The 18647-nt window shown below is 52.4% G+C and carries 15 protein-coding genes; all 15 read left to right on the forward strand.

The window, feature by feature from the left end:
* The first annotated feature begins 34 nt into the window (after window positions 1-34).
* The 15 genes from AC0YNS_RS08515 to AC0YNS_RS08585 all read left to right on the forward strand — a co-directional run bounded on the left by AC0YNS_RS08515 (window position 35) and on the right by AC0YNS_RS08585 (window position 18647).
* Complete coding sequence (locus AC0YNS_RS08515) at window positions 35-589, forward strand: outer spore coat protein CotE (RefSeq protein WP_090978422.1); 555 nt, start codon at window positions 35-37, stop codon at window positions 587-589.
* A gap of 137 nt (window positions 590-726) precedes the next feature.
* Window positions 727-2169, forward strand: a complete 1443-nt coding sequence (locus AC0YNS_RS08520) for a putative amidoligase domain-containing protein (RefSeq protein ID WP_475780569.1) — start codon at window positions 727-729, stop codon at window positions 2167-2169.
* A gap of 195 nt (window positions 2170-2364) precedes the next feature.
* Window positions 2365-5100 (forward strand): DNA mismatch repair protein MutS, encoded by a 2736-nt coding sequence (mutS, locus tag AC0YNS_RS08525; protein WP_475780570.1) that lies wholly within the window; start codon window positions 2365-2367, stop codon window positions 5098-5100.
* Between the two features lie 24 nt (window positions 5101-5124).
* Complete coding sequence (gene mutL / locus AC0YNS_RS08530) at window positions 5125-7344, forward strand: DNA mismatch repair endonuclease MutL (protein ID WP_475780571.1); 2220 nt, start codon at window positions 5125-5127, stop codon at window positions 7342-7344.
* A complete protein-coding gene (locus tag AC0YNS_RS08535; protein ID WP_475780572.1) occupies window positions 7341-8111 on the forward strand; it encodes a class I SAM-dependent methyltransferase in 771 nt (256 codons plus the stop codon). Before mutL ends, AC0YNS_RS08535 begins: the two co-directional genes overlap by 4 nt.
* A complete protein-coding gene (gene miaA, locus AC0YNS_RS08540; RefSeq protein WP_475780573.1) occupies window positions 8108-9121 on the forward strand; it encodes a tRNA (adenosine(37)-N6)-dimethylallyltransferase MiaA in 1014 nt (337 codons plus the stop codon). The genes AC0YNS_RS08535 and miaA overlap by 4 nt, the downstream gene beginning before the upstream one ends.
* Window positions 9118-9357, forward strand: coding sequence for an RNA chaperone Hfq (gene hfq, locus AC0YNS_RS08545; RefSeq protein WP_090635997.1), 240 nt, complete (start codon window positions 9118-9120; stop codon window positions 9355-9357). The genes miaA and hfq overlap by 4 nt, the downstream gene beginning before the upstream one ends.
* 224 nt (window positions 9358-9581) lie before the next feature.
* Entirely contained in the window at window positions 9582-12182 is a 2601-nt protein-coding gene (locus AC0YNS_RS08550) for a transglycosylase domain-containing protein (RefSeq protein WP_475780574.1), read from the forward strand.
* Between the two features lie 75 nt (window positions 12183-12257).
* A complete protein-coding gene (locus tag AC0YNS_RS08555) occupies window positions 12258-12956 on the forward strand; it encodes a peptidylprolyl isomerase (protein ID WP_475781003.1) in 699 nt (232 codons plus the stop codon).
* Window positions 12957-13188: 232 nt separating this feature from the next.
* Window positions 13189-13743 carry a ribonuclease FAU-1 family protein gene (locus AC0YNS_RS08560; protein WP_090985338.1) on the forward strand — a complete coding sequence of 185 codons (555 nt, stop codon included), beginning with the start codon at window positions 13189-13191 and terminating at the stop codon, window positions 13741-13743.
* Window positions 13740-14420 (forward strand): YdcF family protein, encoded by a 681-nt coding sequence (locus AC0YNS_RS08565; protein ID WP_475780575.1) that lies wholly within the window; start codon window positions 13740-13742, stop codon window positions 14418-14420. Before AC0YNS_RS08560 ends, AC0YNS_RS08565 begins: the two co-directional genes overlap by 4 nt.
* Before the next feature lie 118 nt (window positions 14421-14538).
* Window positions 14539-15522: an AAA family ATPase gene (locus tag AC0YNS_RS08570; RefSeq protein WP_475780576.1), complete on the forward strand. Its 984-nt coding sequence runs from the start codon at window positions 14539-14541 to the stop codon at window positions 15520-15522.
* A gap of 31 nt (window positions 15523-15553) precedes the next feature.
* A complete protein-coding gene (gene hflX / locus AC0YNS_RS08575) occupies window positions 15554-16846 on the forward strand; it encodes a GTPase HflX (protein ID WP_475780577.1) in 1293 nt (430 codons plus the stop codon).
* Between the two features lie 42 nt (window positions 16847-16888).
* The gene (locus tag AC0YNS_RS08580; RefSeq protein WP_475780578.1) at window positions 16889-18175 is read left to right on the forward strand and encodes a methionine gamma-lyase family protein; all 1287 of its coding nucleotides are present in this window, start codon (window positions 16889-16891) and stop codon (window positions 18173-18175) included.
* Between the two features lie 61 nt (window positions 18176-18236).
* Window positions 18237-18647 (forward strand): MerR family transcriptional regulator, encoded by a 411-nt coding sequence (locus AC0YNS_RS08585; RefSeq protein ID WP_090985346.1) that lies wholly within the window; start codon window positions 18237-18239, stop codon window positions 18645-18647.

Genomic DNA, 18647 nt, shown 5'->3' on the forward strand with positions numbered 1-18647 from the left:
TTAATTGAATGATTGTATGGAGGAGGTTAGATCGATGGCTTATGCAGATAAACAGCTTAAGGCTAGAGAAATTATTACCAAAGCTGTCTGCGGCAAAGGTCGTAAGTTTTCCACAGTAACTCATAACGTTACGCCGCCTCATCACCCAACTAGCATCTTGGGCGCTTGGATTATTAATCACCAATATGAGGCGGTCCGTTCCGGAGACGGGATCGAAGTTATCGGTACTTACGATGTCAACATCTGGTATTCTTACAACAAAAACTCGCAGACTGACGTAGCGAAAGAAACATTATCCTACGTCGAGCATGTGCCGCTCTCCTATCTCGATCCGAAGCACCGGGCTTCGACCGAGGAAGTATCTGCGGAGTCGACGCAAGAGCCTAATTGTATCGAAGCTAACATTTCGTCCAGCGGGAACAGCGTCGTTATTCGCGTGGAGCGCGAGTTTGCGGTCGTTCTGGTGGCTGAAACGAAGGTGTGGGTAGCTACTTTGCCGGGCGGTTCGGATGACGGCAAAGATTACGATTACGGTGATGATGGTGACTTTGAAGATTTGGATCCGGAGCTGCTCGACGACGAACTGTAATTTTAGCGGGTTACAGTTAGGTTAATGTATCGTATGCGAGAGCGGGGAAAGATTCGAGGGCGAGAGCCCTCTTTTTTTTCGATAAATATGGGAATACGCGTGTTTATTGCAAAAGAGAGCGATCGGAGTTGGCGGCGATGGCTGGCAGGGTATGGATGAGCAGTGGTGCGGAATGGGTACCTTTCGGCGGAATCTCGGAAAGGGATGGCGGTCCGGATGCCGGGGACGCCGTCCTTGTGGGGCGCAATGGGATAGGCTTGGCTGACGGATGGCGCGAATTGGCCAAGCAGCCGTTTGTCATCAATGCCGGCGCTGCGGCTTTCTCGGTCTGGGACGAGGAGGAGGTGCGCAGGCGGCTCGTTCGTGCAGGCGCTGCGACGTGGCCAGAGGAGTCGGGAGAGAATCGAGTCGCGAGTTATGATGTGTCGTTGTTCCAGCTGCTCCCTATCGCGGTGGAGCGGAGGCGAAAGCGAATTGGTGGCCAGGCTGAGGTGCTGCCGGGTGCATCGAACAAGGAGATCCTACCGGAGGACTCACGTTACAAACCTTTCGTTCGATTAGCCGTTCGTGCGCTCTATGCTTGCGGCTTGGATAATGGGATCGTCGAGCTTGCTGAGGGGGAGCAGGGGCGGTGTTTTGTCGCACGTATCATGCTTCCGTCGTTGGCGGACTATAGTAAGGGACGTTGGAAGGAAGCGGTGCTGCGACTACAGGCTGAGCTTGTGGCGGGAACAACTGCTTCATCATCCATTCTGATTGGGGCTGATCCGGAGTTTCTGCTGCTTGATGGGGATGGCAGAGTGGTTTCGGCGGCCCGTTACCTGGAAGGCGGTCATGGAGCGGGCTGTGATGCCGTCGTGGTGCGAGGGCAGATTCGGTACCCGATCGCCGAGCTCCGGCCGGCACCGGCTGTAACGCCGGATGAGCTTGCGCGAAACATCCGCAAGCTGCTGCAGCAAGCCTCGCAGCGAATCCCGAGCGAACCGCCGCTTCGCTGGGCGGCAGGTGGGATGCCTGCCGAAGGGTTTGCGTTAGGCGGCCACATCCACCTAAGCGGTGTTTCCTTGACGGGAAGGCTGCTGCGACTGTTGGACAGCTATATCGCGTTCCCGTTAGCGATGATCGAGTCCTGGGCGGAGCAGGCGCGCCGTCCGAAATACGGCTTTCTTGGCGATTTCCGACTTCAGCCGCATGGCGGATTCGAGTATCGCACGCTGCCGAGCTGGCTTGTTTCGCCGCTTGCTGCGAAGGCAGCTTTTGCCCTGGCGCTGCTTTGCGCGCGTGAAACAAACACGCTCAGCTACTGTCCAGCGGAAGAGGAGCGGTATGTTGCCGCTTATTACGTTGGTGACAGCGAGGAGCTGCGCGGCTGTCTGGATCAGTTAGCCTCGTCGATGGCCTCGACGAGCTCCTATCGTGAACTGGCTCAGTGGATCGAACCGCTGTTCCTTGCGATTCGCGAGGGGAAGAAGTGGGACCCGGAGGCGGATCTGCGCATGAAGTGGCGTATACCCGTCGGGAATGGGGAGGACAGATCTCCAGCTAATCATGCGAACCGCTCGGTGCGGACGATTGAGTAAGGCGATGGTATAGATGTGTTGCTCAAGGAGCAACACAATCCCTCGAAAGGTGTGCCAGCGGCGAATGAGTAGCTCAAGGAGCAATAATGTGTAGAGTAGACTAAGGCGCTCCAACCGGAGTGCTTTTTCTGTTATAATGAAGGTCTGTTTGTTCATAGCACGCAAATCTACGTAAATTCATATAGGAGGGGCCGCATGACTGCATATACCCCGATGATTCAGCAATATTTGGGCATCAAGGAAGGCGCGAAGGACGCGATTCTGTTTTTCCGTCTGGGCGATTTTTATGAAATGTTCTTTGACGATGCGATCAACGCATCTAGGGAACTGGAGATTACGCTAACCGGCCGTGAGGGCGGGGGCGACAAGAAAATTCCGATGTGCGGCATACCCTATCATTCCGCTGAGGGATACATAGCCCGATTAATCGAGAAAGGCTTCAAAGTTGCGATTTGCGAACAGGTGGAAGACCCATCCGCTGCCAAAGGTGTCGTGCGCCGTGAGATTATCCGCGTCGTAACACCGGGTACGGTGATGGAATCGAAGTCACTGGCGGATAAAGCGAACAACTTCATCGTAGCCGTCTCAGAGATTGGCGGCGCATTCGGCGTTGCCGCTTGTGATTTAACGACTGGCGAGCTTTATGTTACATCGTTCTCTGCTGCGCAAGAAGCGTTGACGGATGAAGTGAACGTGTACCATCCTTCTGAAATCGTCGGCGACGCGGGAGCGATGGAGCAGCTTCGCTTGGCAGCAGCGGTTTGGAACCGTCCGGTTCTCTTCACGGAGAGAACGCCGATGGATACGGATCGACTCGCGCAGCAATTCAGTCAACTGACGCTGGATTCGCTGGCCCCTGCCAGACATCGCGCAGTCAGCTTGCTGACCGGATATCTGGACGAGACGCAGAAGCGCTCGCTGGGTCACGTCAGACGGATCTCCGTCTATGAGCCGAACCAATATATGATTCTTGATCCGTTTACGAGACGCAACCTGGAGCTGGTTGAAACGGTTCGCGACCGTAATAAGAAAGGCTCGCTTCTATGGCTGCTGGATCGTACGCGCACCTCGATGGGCGCTAGGCTTCTGAGAAGGTGGATCGATAAACCGCTTCTGTCGAAGTCGACGATTGATGAGCGGCTTGAAGCGGTGGACAGGCTGTATGGCAATTTTATTTTGCGTGACGAGCTGCGCCGTGAATTGAATGAAATCTATGACTTGGAGCGTCTAGTGGGGCGGGTAGCGTACGGAAGTGCCAACGGTCGTGATCTGAATGCATTGAAGTCATCCCTGCAGCATGTGCCTGCCATTGCAGCGCTCTGTGCGGAGTCAGACTCTGAGACTTTACGCAAGCTGGTGAAGGACGTCGATCACTGCGCGGATCTGGCCGAGATGATTGAGACGGTCATCGTGGAAGAGCCGCCTGTTTCCGTACGCGAAGGCGGATTAATCCGAGCCGGATACGACAGCTACTTGGACGAGCTTCGCGAAGCGAGCGTGAACGGCAAGAAATGGCTGGCAGAGCTGGAACGCAGAGAGCGTGAGGCGACCGGAATTAAGTCACTGAAGATCGGCTACAACAAAGTATTCGGTTATTACTTAGAAGTGTCCAAAGCGAACATTGGCAGTCTTCCTGAAGGCCGTTATGAACGCAAACAGACGCTAACGAACGCAGAGCGCTACGTAACACCGGAGCTGAAGGAGAAAGAAACACTGATCCTCGAAGCTGAAGATAAAATGGTTGACCTGGAGTATGCCAAATTTGTTGAGCTCCGCGATCATCTGAGCGCTCATTTGCACCGTCTTCAGAAGCTCGCAGAAGTGCTGGCTGCCCTTGATGTGTTCCAATCCTTGGCTACCGTCAGCGGCGAGCAGCGTTATGTGAAGCCGAATGTGACGGAAGGGTATGATTTTGTCGTGCAGGAAGGTCGTCATCCCGTTGTCGAAGCGGTCATGGACGCAGCGTTCATTGCGAATGATACATCGCTTGCTAAGGGTGTAGATAAAGCCTCCATGCTGCTCATTACCGGACCGAATATGGCTGGAAAAAGCACGTATATGCGCCAAGTTGCCTTGGTCAGCATCATGGCTCAAATCGGCTGCTTCGTACCGGCGAAATTCGCGGAGGTCCCGCTTATTGATCGCATCTTCACGCGTATCGGCGCAGCAGACGATCTGATCGGCGGCCAAAGTACGTTCATGGTGGAGATGAAGGACATCCAAATCATGACGGAGAAAGCAACGGCTCAAAGTCTAGTCATTATCGATGAGCTGGGGCGCGGAACATCGACTGGAGAAGGGATGGCAATCGCGCAAGCGGTCATTGAGTTCGTCCATCATGAAGTCGGCTGTAAAGCACTTGTCTCGACGCATTTTCATGAATTGGCTCATCTGGGAGATACGCTTCCGCGTTTGGCGAATGCCTGCATGGCTGTTCAGGAAACCGGCGACAATGTCACTTTCCTGCGCAAGTTGGTCCCCGGAGCGGCCGGAAGCAGCTATGGCATTTATTGCGCGCAGCTGGCAGGCTTGCCAGGCAGCATAATCGAGCGAGCGTATTCCTTACTGGAGCTGCACACGGATCAAGAAAACCTGGCTGCTGCCGCCGCTGCGGTTAAGCTTCCTTATGTCGCAGAGGCTGCCGCAGCATACGCAGCGCCTTCTGAAGAGGCAGAAGTGGTTCCCGCAGCAGTGGAATTGCCTCGCAACGTTGAACCTGTTCATGTTCCCGAACCTGCAGCAACGGTTGGAGTCGTGCAACTCTCCATATTTGAAGAAACGGCTCCAAGCGCAGGCAAGCAGCGCAAAGGTAATACCCGCGCAGAACAGCTGGCTGAGCAGCTGCGGAAGCTGGACCTGTTTAATTTAACGCCGATGCAAGCGATGCAATGGCTGAATGATATGAAGCTCAAGCTAAACGACGAGCAATGATAGCTCAGGAGGTGTATGGTCGAGATGAGCAAAATCCGTATTTTGGACGAGCAATTAGCCAACCAAATCGCCGCAGGCGAAGTGGTGGAGCGGCCATCGTCCGTTGTTAAGGAACTCGTGGAGAATGCGGTTGACGCAGGCAGCAGTGCCATCGATATCGTAATCGAAGAAGGTGGACTAACCCTTGTGCGCGTGACAGATAACGGTTCCGGCATTGAGGGCGATGATATAGAGACGGCGTTCTACAGACACGCAACGAGTAAAATTTCCTCCAGTAAAGATTTGTTCCGCATCGCAAGCCTGGGCTTCCGCGGCGAAGCGCTTCCGAGTATTGCCGCCGTAGCCCGCGTTGAATGTGTGTCATCACCGGAGAAAACCGGACTTGGCCGCCGTCTGGTTATCGAAGGGGGCAGCATTACTGCGAATGAAGAAGCGAATGCGCCGCAAGGAACGGATATCAGCGTGCGCGAGCTGTTTTATAATACACCTGCCAGGCTTAAGTATATGAAGACGATCCAAACGGAGATCGGTCACATCGCGGATTACGTGAACCGCTTAGCTCTCGCACATCCGGGAGTTGCTTTTACCTTAAAGCATAACGGAGGGTTGCTGCTTCGCACGCTTGGAAGCGGTGATCGTTTGCAAGCTTTCGCGGCGATTTATGGTACGGCGACGGCCAAGGCGATGCTGCCGGTTTCCGGCGAACATCCGGATTATGAGCTGCAGGGGTATATTTCTAAGCCCGAGCAGACGAGATCGAACCGCAACGGGATAACGATCGTCGTGAATGGCAGGTATATCAAGAGCTTCGTAATTAATCAAGCGATTATGCAAGCCTATCACACGCTGCTTCCGATTAACCGATTTCCTATGGTTGTGCTCGAGCTCGGCATGCATCCGAGCTTGCTGGATGTCAACGTTCATCCTTCCAAGATGGAAGTGCGATTCAGCAAAGAAGCCGAATTGCGTGAGTTCATTGAGGAAGCCGTCAAACGCGCGCTCGGCAAGCAGCGGCATATTCCAGGTCCGGCTGCGACAACGGAACGCTCAAAGCCGTTATTTGTCCAGGATCGTATCTCCTTCCATCAACCGGATGATACGTTCCAGAAGGCAGCACCGCCAGCAGCGCCTCTAACTGCCACGCCAAGCGGTCTGTCGGTTTCCGCAGCAGAAATCGCGGCAGCACTTCAAATTGCCGAAGAAGCGATTGCGAGCAGCAATCCGAGTGATCCCAAGGGTGCAGCGACACAACAACCGCAAGCGCGGCAGTCGTATCAGACTTCGACCTTGTCGGATAAGGCGCAGTCGATGGGGATCGGCAGCTCTCGCAGTCAAGAGAGCCGCAGTTATTCCCCGGATTGGCAAGCAGGAGTCAATCGAACTGCTGCCATTCCTAAGGATGCGACCGAGCGTCTCTACGCGCCACCAAGCGCGCAGGGGGCGATCGCACGGGAATCCGGGCTGGACTACGCGCCGAACAGCGCAGAGAGCCAAACTTCAGAGCAAAGCAATGCGTCTGCTTTGACCGCCGCTGCCGTGGATGCGCTTGAGTCTGACTCTGCGCAAGGCAGCGCAGCAAGCGACTTCACCGGTGCGCGTGCCGTCGCTACAAGCTATGCGGCTGAATCTCAGCCAGCGCGTGATCCTGCAACGCCTTCGTTCCCTGAGCTCTATTGGATCGGCCAGCTTCACGGCACGTATATCATCGCTCAGAACGAAGAAGGACTCTTCTTGATTGATCAGCATGCGGCGCATGAACGAATCAATTACGAGTATTTCTTTGAGAAATTCAGCAGGCCGGAGCAGGCAAGTCAACAGCTGCTCGTGCCGCTGACAATGGAGTTCACCCAAGCGGAGGCTGTTGCCTTGAAGGGTAAGCTGCATTACATGCAGGAGGCCGGCGTCGAGCTTGAACCGTTCGGGGCGCATACGTTCCTGGTTCGCTCCTATCCGGAGTGGCTGCCTGAAGGCGAAGAACACAATGTCATCGAAGAAATGGCAGAGTGGCTGATCGGCGAACGCGGATCTATCGATATTGGCAAGATGCGTGAGAAATCTGCCATCATGTGCTCCTGCAAAGCATCGATTAAAGCTAATGATAGATTGACGCGTGAGGAAGGCGAAGGATTGTTGCATAGACTTGCGGCATGTATCCAGCCTTACACCTGTCCACACGGCCGGCCGATTGTCGTTCATATGACCACCTATCAGCTGGAGAAGATGTTTAAGCGGGTGATGTCATGATCGTAACGACGCCGCACAAGCCTACACCTGATCAGGCCGCCTATGCAGCCGGGCTGGCAGAAGAGCTTGGAGGGCGCTATGTCCCTCGCAAACAAGACTCGCTTAGCCTGCTCAGAACGAAATATGGCGACAATCGCCTGCTTGTTGCAGACGACCGGGGACTGCGCTATTATGAGGAATCGGAAGAACCGCTGTATTTTCATCCCAGCATGGCTTATGTACGTGTGAAACGGATGCGCAAAGGCGAATCAGATCCGCTTATCTCGCTAACCGGCTGTCAGCCTGGCGATCATGTTGTTGATTGTACGGCTGGTCTCGGCTCAGATGCACTGGTGTTTGCCTATGCGGTTGGCGAGGAAGGCCGCGTAACGGCGATTGAAAGCGAACGGATGTTATACACTGTCGTTCGTGAAGGGCTGAAGACTTACGAGACCGATCACGCGGACGTGAACGCAGCGCTGCGTCGAATTGAAATGCGCAATACGAACCATCTCGACTATCTGGCCGCATTGCCGGATAAGAGCGTGGATATCGTTTACTTTGACCCGATGTTCCGCAAGCCGATGCACGATTCATCAGCGTTACAGCCCTTGCGAGGACTCGCCAACAACGATGCGCTTCAAGAAGAATCGGTCCGTCAGGCCACCCGTGTAGCCCGCAAAATGGTTGTCCTCAAGGAGCACCAAGGCAGCGAAGAATTTCGGCGGCTGGGCTTTGAAAGGCGGCATATGAATAAAATAGCTTACGGAGTGATTCTGCCAACATGAGCTCAGCGACAACACATACAGAGAGCAACAAGCCAAAGCTGCTTGTGCTGATCGGCCCGACAGCAGTCGGTAAAACAAGATTAAGCCTGGAGCTCGCCAAAGCTTTCAATGCCGAAATCATTTCCGGCGACTCCATTCAAGTGTATAAAGGAATGGACATCGGTACTGCCAAAATCAAACCTGAGGAGCGGGAGGGCATTCCGCATCACTTGATCGATATTTGCGAGCCGACCCATTCCTTCTCGGTCGCGGAATTTCAAGAGCGCTGCGCGGCGCTTATTCCGGAGATTGAGAGCCGGGGCAAGCTGCCTTTTATCGTAGGCGGTACAGGCCTTTATGTGGAATCAGTCGCCTATGGCTATGATTTTGCCGAAGTAGGCTCTGATGATGCCTATCGGGAAGAGCAGCGCCTCTATGCGCTTTCGCATGGGGCAGAAGCGCTCCATGAACGGCTTCGCGCCGTCGACCCGGAGGCAGCGGATCGGCTGCATCCCAACGACCAACGCCGCGTCATTCGCGCGTTAGAAGTGCATCATTTGACAGGTACGACGGTTTCGCAGCAGCTGGAAGGACAGAAAAAGACTTCCCCGTTCGAACTCTGTATTATTGGACTTACAATGGACCGTGCGAAGCTGTATGCAAGGATCAACGAGCGAGTGGATGCCATGATGGATGAAGGGCTTGTCGACGAGGTGAAGAGGCTGCTGGATGACGGTGTTCCGGCTAATGCCGTCTCGATGCACGGACTTGGCTATAAGGAAATTGTCCTTTATTTAGAAGGTCATCTCACGCTTGAAGAAGCCGTTGAACTGCTGAAACGCGATACAAGACGTTTTGCCAAAAGACAGCTTTCTTGGTTCCGGCATATGAACGATATCCATTGGGTTGATACCGATGAAAATTTTCACAAGAATTTGCAAGCAATTTATGGTATAATAGCAGGAAAGTTTAAGATCGATATTGAATATACTTTTAACCAACCTTTTGACGATGGGGGTAACGCGCAATGAACAAATCAATCAACATTCAGGATACATTTCTGAATCAACTCCGCAAAGACAGCGTGCCGGTAACCGTTTATTTGACGAACGGCTTTCAAATCCGCGGTGTCATCAAAGCATTCGACAACTTCACGATCGTCATTGACAGCGAAGGCCGTCAGCAAATGGTGTACAAGCATGCGATCTCGACCTTTACCCCGCAGCGCAATGTTTCGCTCATGCAGGTTCAAGACAACGAAGCGTAACTTCCGGAGCGCATGTTTTGAAACCTTTTCAGAACATGTAACGTTTAATTGGATAGCGGCACGACAGAGCAACCCTTGCGACGTGCAGGGTTGTTCTTTTTTTTGGCGGGCAGGAAAGCACGTGATGAAGATGTTTCAAACCTCCTGTTGCCGTTTACACATATAGGGTATAAATAGAGAGAGTGCACAATTAGGTGTGAGAGAACTGGAGGGGACCTGAGCTTATGGCTGATGGACCACGCAGCACGAGGAACAAGAAGGTAGAGAAGAAAGGCAAGAAAACCAACAAAAAACGTAAATGGGCCGTCTGGCTGTTTTTTACCGGAGCGGTTGCCATAGTATGCGGCATCATCGGTTATTTGTTGATTATTTTGAACGGCGAACGGATTCTGGCCGAGAACCAGGATAAATTCATATTGCCGGAGTCTTCGACGATTTATGATGCGAAGGGCAAAGAAGTGACCAAGCTGTCTCAGGCCGGCGGAAATCGCGAAACGGTGGAGTTTGCCGAAATTCCATTGCTCATGAGAGAAGCCGTAATTGCGACAGAGGACCGCCGCTTCGAGGAACATTCCGGGATTGACCTTTATTCAATCGGAAGAGCGGTTGTCAAAGATATCGTAGCTCGCAGTGCAGTAGAGGGCGGCAGTACAATTACCCAGCAGCTCGCGAAGAATTTGTTCCTGACCCAGGACAAAACCTTCTTCCGTAAGGCGACGGAAGCCTCCATAGCCGTTGCATTGGAGCATAAGAAGACCAAAGACGAGATCATTACGATGTACTTGAACCGGATTTACTTCGGTAAAGGTGCTTATGGGATTAAAGAAGCAGCAAGCTTTTACTTTGATACGGAGCTTAAAGATCTGAAGCTATGGCAAATGGCGACTTTAGCGGCAATTCCGAAGGCACCGGGCAATTATAACCCGATTAATAATCCGATTAATTCGCAAGAGAGACGATCGGTAGTTCTGCAGCTTATGTTTGACCAGGGTTATATTACGCAGGCTGAGATGGATGAAGCGAAAGCCGTTGAGTATAAGCGTCCGGCAAATCAAACAAGTACGACGGACGATTCCAACCTTACTTTCATTGATTACGTCGTCGATGAAGCGGTAGAGAAAAGCGGTTTAACCGAAGAAGAACTGCGGGTTGGCGGTTATAAAATCTATACGACGCTGAATACGCAAGCCCAGTCGGTTATGGCGCGTGAATTTGAAGATGACGACAACTTCGAGAAGAGTGTCGACGACAAGCAGGAGCAAGGTGCAATGATCATCGTAGATCACCGAAACGGTGAGATTCAAGGGATGATCGGCGGCCGCGACTATGTGAACAAAGGATTGAATCGGGTGGTTCAGCCACGCCAGCCGGGTTCGGCCTTTAAGCCGATCACGGTATACGGACCGGCGATTGAGAGCGGCGATTGGTTCCCTTGGTCGATTCTGCAGGATGTGAAAACGTGCTACGGCTCGTACTGCCCGTCCGATTCGAACAAAGTGAAATACATCGGTCCTGTCCCCATGCGGCAGTCGTTGAAAGAGTCCCGCAACGCCTCAGCTGTATGGCTGTTAAATGAACTCGGCGTGAAAACCGGACTGAAGTTCGCGGACAAAATGGGCTTCGAGCTCGACAGCTCCAAAGACCGCAACCTAGCAATCGGTCTTGGCGGATTAACTAATGGGGTTACTCCTTTTGATATGGCAAGAGCGTACAGCGCTTTTGCTAATGAAGGCAAATCGGTAGATCCTCATGCTTTGATCAAAATCACCGATAAAAACGAGGAGGTTCTTTACCAATATGACGCTCCTCAACCTGAACAGCTGATGAGTCCGAAAACAGCTTACTACATGACAGATATGATGCAGGCTGTAACCGAGAAGGGCGGTACCGGTACGGCAGCACGTATTGATCGTCCGGTAGCAGGTAAAACAGGTACAACGCAGCATGGTATTCCGGGCTTGAGAACAGGTAATAATCGCGATGCCTGGTTCGCCGGTTATACCGCTGAATGGACAGCGGTTGTTTGGATGGGCTATGATATTACGGACAAGAATCATATGATCAAGAAGAGCAGTGCGCAATCCGCCGCCATGTTCGGTAAAGTCATGAAAGATGCCATTAAAGGTGTCAAGAAAGACAGTTTCGCTAAACCTTCCGATGTACAAGAAGAGAAACCGCCGGTTGGCATTACGAATTTCAACGCGATCTATGATGAGGCTGCTGCGTTTGTGAAGCTGTCGTGGTCGCCAATTGAAGGGGAAGGCGTTCAGTATCACGTGTATCGGAAGGAAGCGAGTGAGAAGGAATTTACGAAACTGCTTGATTCCTTAGAGCCGGCTGTTGATGATATGACCGTTGCACCTGGGATGAGTTATACCTATTATGTGACGGCTTACGACGCGAACAAAAATATGGAAGGGAAACCTTCCGATCAATTGACCGTGGAAATTCCGGAAACGGAAATTACACCGCCGCCAACGGATGAGCCAGGCGGAGAAATTCCACCGGGTGACGGCAATGAAACGCCTCCCGGCGATGGAGAGCCAGGCGATGGCACAACTCCGCCGGGTGATGGGAATAACGGTGGTGAAACGCCGGGCAATGGCGGAGAAACCCCTGGAAATGGCGGAGAAACGCCGGGTAACGGTGGTCAGCCGACCGATCCAGGGAATGGCAATACGCCTGGGAACGGAACAGGCGACTCCGGCAATACGCCGGGAGGCGATGGTTCCGTTCCGGCCGATGGCCAGCCTGATCCGGGAGCAGGAGACTCGAATGGCAACGGGAACGGGACGACTAACTCGCCCCCTCCCACAGCGCCATAACTGAACTAAGCAGCTAAGTCATCGACACAGATGCTGACTACCATTACGCAACGCTTGGAGGATTTTCAGATTATGATGAACCGGACTGCACTCGTATTCATCCTATCAGCCATGTTAATTGTTACGGCTGGATGTGGAGCCAAAACCAACAACTCGGTTCAAGAGAACCAAGGTACACCTACAGAATCAGTAGATAACAACACTACAGGCGGTGCTGCAAACGAGGAAGAATCGCCGAAGTCCTGGTCGGAGATGCCTGCTATGGCGATCGACAAGGAGAAGGCCTACAACGCCACATTCAAGACAAACAAAGGTGAGTTCACTATTGAGCTGTTTGCAAAGGATGCACCCCAAACCGTTAACAGCTTTGTATTCCTCTCTAAAGAGAAATTCTATGATGGCGTTAAATTTCATCGGATCATCAAGGATTTCATGATTCAAGGCGGAGATCCGCTGGGTAACGGAACAGGCGGTCCCGGCTATACGATCCCGGATGAGTTTAATAACGGACATAAGTTCGAGGCAGGCATTCTTGCCATGGCGAATACAGGGCAGCCCGAGAGCGGCGGCAGCCAGTTCTTTATTTGCACCGGTACCGGCGCTGATTTCCTGAACACGCAGCCTAATTATACGATCTTCGGTAAGGTTACGAAGGGGATGGATATCGTTACGGCAATTGCGAATACGCCGGTTGGACCTGGTAATGGCGAACCGACGGACAGCAAGCCGACAGAGGATGTAACGATCGAATCTGTCAGCATTTCGGAGAAATAAGCAAGTCCCACATGGAGAGCAGCCGCGCTGTTCTCCTTATTTTTATACTCGGACAAGGAGGGCTTGGTTTATTTTCCCGGGTCGCTGGAGATAGACGGTAAGTTGTGGTAAGCTTTTTTTAATGAGGTAATTCTACCCTGCTGCATGAGTATTTGACAGGAACCAGTCGTGCAGTTGTATGCGTTCTGCGCCGCAACTTAAGGGCGCGATCCTAACGGAAAGGTCGTTCCGTATGAAACGAAAATTTTCTGACCGAGCCAATTGGCGCCGCATCCTGCGTAGAAGCTATACGTGCCTCGCGATGGACGCAGACGAGTTTAAAGGACTTGTGACGTTCTACCGCATTCACGAATTGCGCGAACCGCTTTGGAAAGAATACAATGGGCGGAAATTATGCCTGGCTGACCGCGGATATTTGTGGATGCAGCATTTCCCTCGCGGTGAACACTTTGTCGTAACGACGATGTTCGATGATAAGAACCGGGTCGTTCAATGGTATATCGATATTTGCAAGACACAAGGTCTGACGGATCAACAGGTGCCTTGGTTCGATGATTTGTATCTGGATGTTGTCGTGCTTCCGAGCGGCGAGGTATTCCTTCTGGATGAAGATGAACTGGAGGAAGCCGTGAGTCAAGGAACGGTGACGAACAAAGATGCCGCGCTCGCACGCAAGACAGCGGGCCGACTCTTGTCCACGATACGTAACGGACGGTTCCGTTATTTCACACTTAGTCTGAAACATCGAAAGGCACTTGCCCAGAACGGTGAGCTAAGTGAATCATGAAGCAAACGGTCATTTCTAAACGACCCCATAAGCGCAGTGCGCGCAGACGGACGAACAAATTCTTCCTCCTGTTGCGAATCTGCGCTTGGGTCATGGCCCTAGGGGCATTCTGGTGTGCTTATCTGCTGTGGGTCATTAACAGCTATGAGATGCCTAAGCCTGTCCCCAAAGCGGATGCTGCTATCATTCTGGGTGCAGCGTTATGGTCTGATCAGCCAAGCCCCGGACTGCGTGAGCGGTTAGATTTGGGCCTTCAATTGTACAAGCAGGGCAACGTCAAGTATTTCATTCTGTCCGGCGGACATGATCATAATGGGTCAACGCTTTCAGAAGCAGAAGGGATGCGGAATTACTTGGTGTCCAAAGGGGTTCCGGCTGAACGGCTGGTGCTGGAGGAAGACTCCCGAAGCACCTACGAGAATTTATTGTTCAGCAAGCCTTTGGCGATGAAGCGGGGCTGGACGAGTCTGCTGGTTTTATCGCATGATTTTCACGCTCCGAGAGCTGCTGATATCGCTTCCTATCTGAACTACCCTGCAGAAACGACTGCAATTGGTCTGAAGTCTCAAGTCTTGTCTATTGCGTTCAATCAATCTCGTGAAGTGCTGGCATTTACGAAGTGGAAAATGGATGAATTGCTGCTTCGAATGGGCGTCCAACTGCCGAATTCGTTCTGATGTAGAGCGGAGCGCGGCTCCCTTTGAAAACTGTTAATATGGCTGAAATCACTAGAATACAATGGATTATACGTGCAGCTTATGCCGATGATTCAGCGAAGGATAGGTGATGAAGCAGATGGACGAACGAGTTGTATCAACAGGAGGGAACGGCAGCGGCAGACCTTCGCGGCAGATCAATGTGGTGCTGCGAAGCAGTGAGCCTTTTGCATCCACAAGCAGCTCGGCGCAAGCGCTGGAGAGTGAACCGGTAGCGGTTGCCAAACCGTTATCCGCCAATGATCCGTTTCTCGAAATCGGGCGTGAGCTTGATTCGATGGTGGGTCTTGATAATGTAAAGCTGCTTATTTATGAAATCTATGCGCTGCTGCAGATTACCCGGATGCGTTCAGATGCCGGACTGACAAGCGGCTCGCATGTGTATCATATGATTTTCACAGGAAATCCGGGTACCGGCAAAACTTCGATTGCGAGAATCGTTGCCAAGCTGTTTAACAAGATGGGCGTGCTCTCTAAAGGGCATATGATCGAGGTAGAGCGGGCGGATCTCGTCGGGGAATATATCGGGCATACGGCGCAGAAAACACGTGATTTGGTGCGCAAGGCGCTGGGCGGCGTGTTATTTGTGGACGAAGCGTACAGCTTGGCTCGAGGCGGGGAGAAGGATTTTGGAAAAGAAGCGATCGATACGTTGGTCAAAGCGATGGAGGATCATCGGAACCAATTTGTGTTGATTTTGGCCGGATATCCACTTGAGATCGAGCATTTCCTCTTAACCAACCCCGGACTTCCGTCGCGGTTTCCGATTCAGATCGATTTCCCGGATTATTCGATTGATCAGCTGATTCAAATTGCGGAGCTGATGGCGAAGGATCGGGACTATACACTCATGCCGCAGTCTGTATTTAAGCTGCGTCAGCATTTAATGCAAGAGAAAACGATGACTATGTTTGCGTTCAGCAATGCACGCTATGTGCGTAACGTGATCGAGAAGGCGTTTCGGCACCAAGCGGTGCGTTTATTGAATCAGTATCCTACAGGGTCACCGGGGAAACAAGAGCTGATGGCGGTTCGTCCGGAAGATTTAAAGTGGGAAAAGTAACAGGCACGTATGAAGGAGTGGCAATCAACCTATGCGTCAATCTACGTATGATACCGATACGGATTTACAAGACCGAGCGATACTTGTCAGCTTGGTGACACCGAATATTAAACGGGGCTCAAGCGATCCTGAGCTTTCTCTGCAGGAGCTTGTGAGCTTGGCCGAAACAGCAGGCGTGGAAGTGCTCTCGTCGATAACGCAGAACAAAGAGAAAGTCGATACAAAGTGGTTTATCGGTAAAGGCAAAGTCGAGGAACTAAGGGCAATGTCGGAGGAGCTGGGTGCAACAACGGCCATCTTCGATCAGGAGCTGTCCGGCGCACAGGTTCGTAACCTGGAGGAAGCGCTGGATTTGAAAATCATCGACCGGACGCAGCTGATCCTCGATATCTTCGCTCAGCGAGCAAAGACGCGTGAAGGGATCATTCAAGTTGAGCTTGCTCAGCTTAGCTATTTGCTTCCGCGACTTTCCGGCCACGGCAAGAATCTGTCGCGGCTTGGCGGCGGTATCGGGACGCGAGGTCCCGGTGAATCCAAGCTTGAAACCGATCGCCGTCATATCCGGGATCGGATCACCGATCTGAAGAACGTGTTGGATGAGGTCGTGAAGCACCGTACGCTGCACCGTGAGCGCAGACGGAAGTCCGGCGTGCAGCAGGTTGCTTTAGTAGGCTATACGAATGCAGGTAAATCAACGCTATTGCGAGAATTGACGCAAGCCGACGTATATGTTGAGAACCAATTATTCGCTACGCTGGATCCTACATCCCGGAACTTAGAGCTTCCGAGCGGCAAAGAAGTGGTGCTGACGGATACGGTAGGATTTATTCAGAATCTTCCGCATGACTTGGTTGCGGCTTTCCGGGCAACACTGGAAGAGGTATGCGAAGCGGATTTGGTGCTTCATGTCATTGACAGTGCATCTGAAATGCGCGAGGAGCAAATCTCCGTCGTGAACAACATCATGCGTGACCTTGGCGCTGACGGCAAACCGACGATTATGGTCTATAACAAGATCGATATGTGCCTAGGCGACGATCATCAGTTCATTCGTGCAGGCGGACAAGATACGCTCGTCATGAGCGCGTTCAATAAAGATGATTTGCAGCGACTGCTGCAGACGGTTCAAGATAAGCTCAGCGGAGATACGCGTGTGTTCAAGCTGCCGGCCGATCGTGGCGATCTGATCGCGTTAGCTTACCGCACAGGCGACGTCATTGAGCAAGCTGTCGATGGGGACATTATTAAGCTGACCGTAGAACTGAACAAGCAAGATTTCGAAGTGCACGGGCACCGTCTTGCAGCTTATGCGGAACAAGTATAACAACTCGATAAAGATGAGATACATGAGGAGAGACAGAGGAAAGTGAAACAGCAAGAGAGTGAAAATTGGTTAGAGTTAACGAAGTGGGCGGAGGCTGCAGAGATGCAGGCCGCCCCTGTTTTTCGTTCAATCGATGGCATCAGTGAGCGCAATCAGTGGAAGGTTATTGATGCTTTCCAGAAGCACCGCGTCAGCGATTATCATTTCAACGGGTCGACGGGATATGGCTATAACGATCGTGGACGCGAAGTACTGGACTTGGTATATGCGGACGTTATGGGCGCGGAGGCGGCGCTTGTCAGGCCTCATTTCGTATCCGGTACCCATACGATCAGCTGCGCCTTATTTGGGCTTCTTCGTCCGGGGGACGAGCTGTTATACATAACGGGGAAACCGTATGATACGCTGCATAAAGTCATTGGTAAACCCGGTGATGGGAAAGGCTCCCTACAGGATTTCGGCATCGGCTACGGGGAGGTCGCTCCATTAGGGGATGGCTCGATCGACTGGGAGACGGTCGCGGCACGCATGACAGAGCGGACTAAAGTCATTGGCATTCAGCGCTCGCGCGGATATGACTGGCGTGCATCATACACGGTTGCTGAAATCGGAGAAATGGTTAAGCAGGTGAAGGCATTAAAGCCTGACGTGTACGTCTTCGTGGACAACTGTTACGGCGAGTTTACCGAAGAGCTGGAACCGACGGAAGTCGGCGTTGATTTAATGGCCGGCTCGCTGATCAAGAACCCGGGCGGCGGTATTGCCCCGACCGGCGGATACGTTGCCGGCACGAAGAAAGCTGTAGAGCTGACGGCGTACAGACTAACAGCACCGGGAATCGGCGGCGAGGTTGGAGCCACGCTCGGGACGCTTCGTGCGATGTACCAAGGCTTGTTCTTGGCACCTCATTTGGTCGGACAAGCGCTCAAGGGCAGCGTCTTCGGCGCGGCCATGTTCGAGATGCTCGGCTTCGAGAGCAATCCGCGTTACGATGCGCCGCGAACGGACTTGATCCAAGCGATTCGCTTCGATCGAGCGGAACAGCTAATTGCCTTTGTACAAGGTGTGCAGAAAGCATCGGCGGTCGATGCTCATGTGGTACCGGAACCGTGGGATATGCCCGGGTACGAGCATCCTGTGATAATGGCTGCGGGAACCTTCATGCAGGGGGGCAGTTTGGAATTGTCAGCCGACGCTCCGATCCGGGAACCGTACATCGCTTATATGCAAGGCGGACTTACTTACGCGCATGTCAAATACGGTGTTCTGAATGCATTAACGGTACTTGCTGAACGCGAGTTGGTTGTAATTAAACCTTACACGACTTGACACGTTTTTGGCAGAGCGGTACAATGGTAGCATATATCAGAAACTGGAAGGTTGATGCGACATGGGTGACGAAATACGCAGAAATATGGCGCTTTTTCCGATCGGCATCGTCATGAAGTTGACCGACTTGACCGCGAGGCAAATCCGTTACTACGAGCAGCATGAACTTATCGTTCCCGCTCGTACGTCTGGGAACCAGCGGCTGTTCTCGTTCAACGATGTGGAGAGGCTGCTAGAGATTAAATCGTTAATCGAGAAGGGCGTTAACATTGCGGGTATTAAGCAAGTAATGAACCCTGTATCCAAGGAATCCGAAGACGCGACCGTCGTCAGCGAGCTGTCGGAAGTGAAGCGTCGCGAGCTCTCCGATGCCCAATTGCATCGATTGCTTAAGCAGCAGTTGCTAGAGAAGAGACCTGGCAAAGCATCTATGATTCAAGGCCAGCTGTCCCGTTTCTATAACAAAAAGTAA

This window comes from Paenibacillus sp. J22FR21 (assembly GCF_056269135.1).

Coding starts and splice junctions, on each gene's coding strand:
- AC0YNS_RS08515 (WP_090978422.1), top strand. CDS start 35: ATGGCTTATGCAGATAAACAGCTTAAGGCTAGAGAAATTATTACCAAA.
- AC0YNS_RS08520 (WP_475780569.1), top strand. CDS start 727: ATGGCTGGCAGGGTATGGATGAGCAGTGGTGCGGAATGGGTACCTTTC.
- mutS (WP_475780570.1), top strand. CDS start 2,365: ATGACTGCATATACCCCGATGATTCAGCAATATTTGGGCATCAAGGAA.
- mutL (WP_475780571.1), top strand. CDS start 5,125: ATGAGCAAAATCCGTATTTTGGACGAGCAATTAGCCAACCAAATCGCC.
- AC0YNS_RS08535 (WP_475780572.1), top strand. CDS start 7,341: ATGATCGTAACGACGCCGCACAAGCCTACACCTGATCAGGCCGCCTAT.
- miaA (WP_475780573.1), top strand. CDS start 8,108: ATGAGCTCAGCGACAACACATACAGAGAGCAACAAGCCAAAGCTGCTT.
- hfq (WP_090635997.1), top strand. CDS start 9,118: ATGAACAAATCAATCAACATTCAGGATACATTTCTGAATCAACTCCGC.
- AC0YNS_RS08550 (WP_475780574.1), top strand. CDS start 9,582: ATGGCTGATGGACCACGCAGCACGAGGAACAAGAAGGTAGAGAAGAAA.
- AC0YNS_RS08555 (WP_475781003.1), top strand. CDS start 12,258: ATGAACCGGACTGCACTCGTATTCATCCTATCAGCCATGTTAATTGTT.
- AC0YNS_RS08560 (WP_090985338.1), top strand. CDS start 13,189: ATGAAACGAAAATTTTCTGACCGAGCCAATTGGCGCCGCATCCTGCGT.
- AC0YNS_RS08565 (WP_475780575.1), top strand. CDS start 13,740: ATGAAGCAAACGGTCATTTCTAAACGACCCCATAAGCGCAGTGCGCGC.
- AC0YNS_RS08570 (WP_475780576.1), top strand. CDS start 14,539: ATGGACGAACGAGTTGTATCAACAGGAGGGAACGGCAGCGGCAGACCT.
- hflX (WP_475780577.1), top strand. CDS start 15,554: ATGCGTCAATCTACGTATGATACCGATACGGATTTACAAGACCGAGCG.
- AC0YNS_RS08585 (WP_090985346.1), top strand. CDS start 18,237: ATGGGTGACGAAATACGCAGAAATATGGCGCTTTTTCCGATCGGCATC.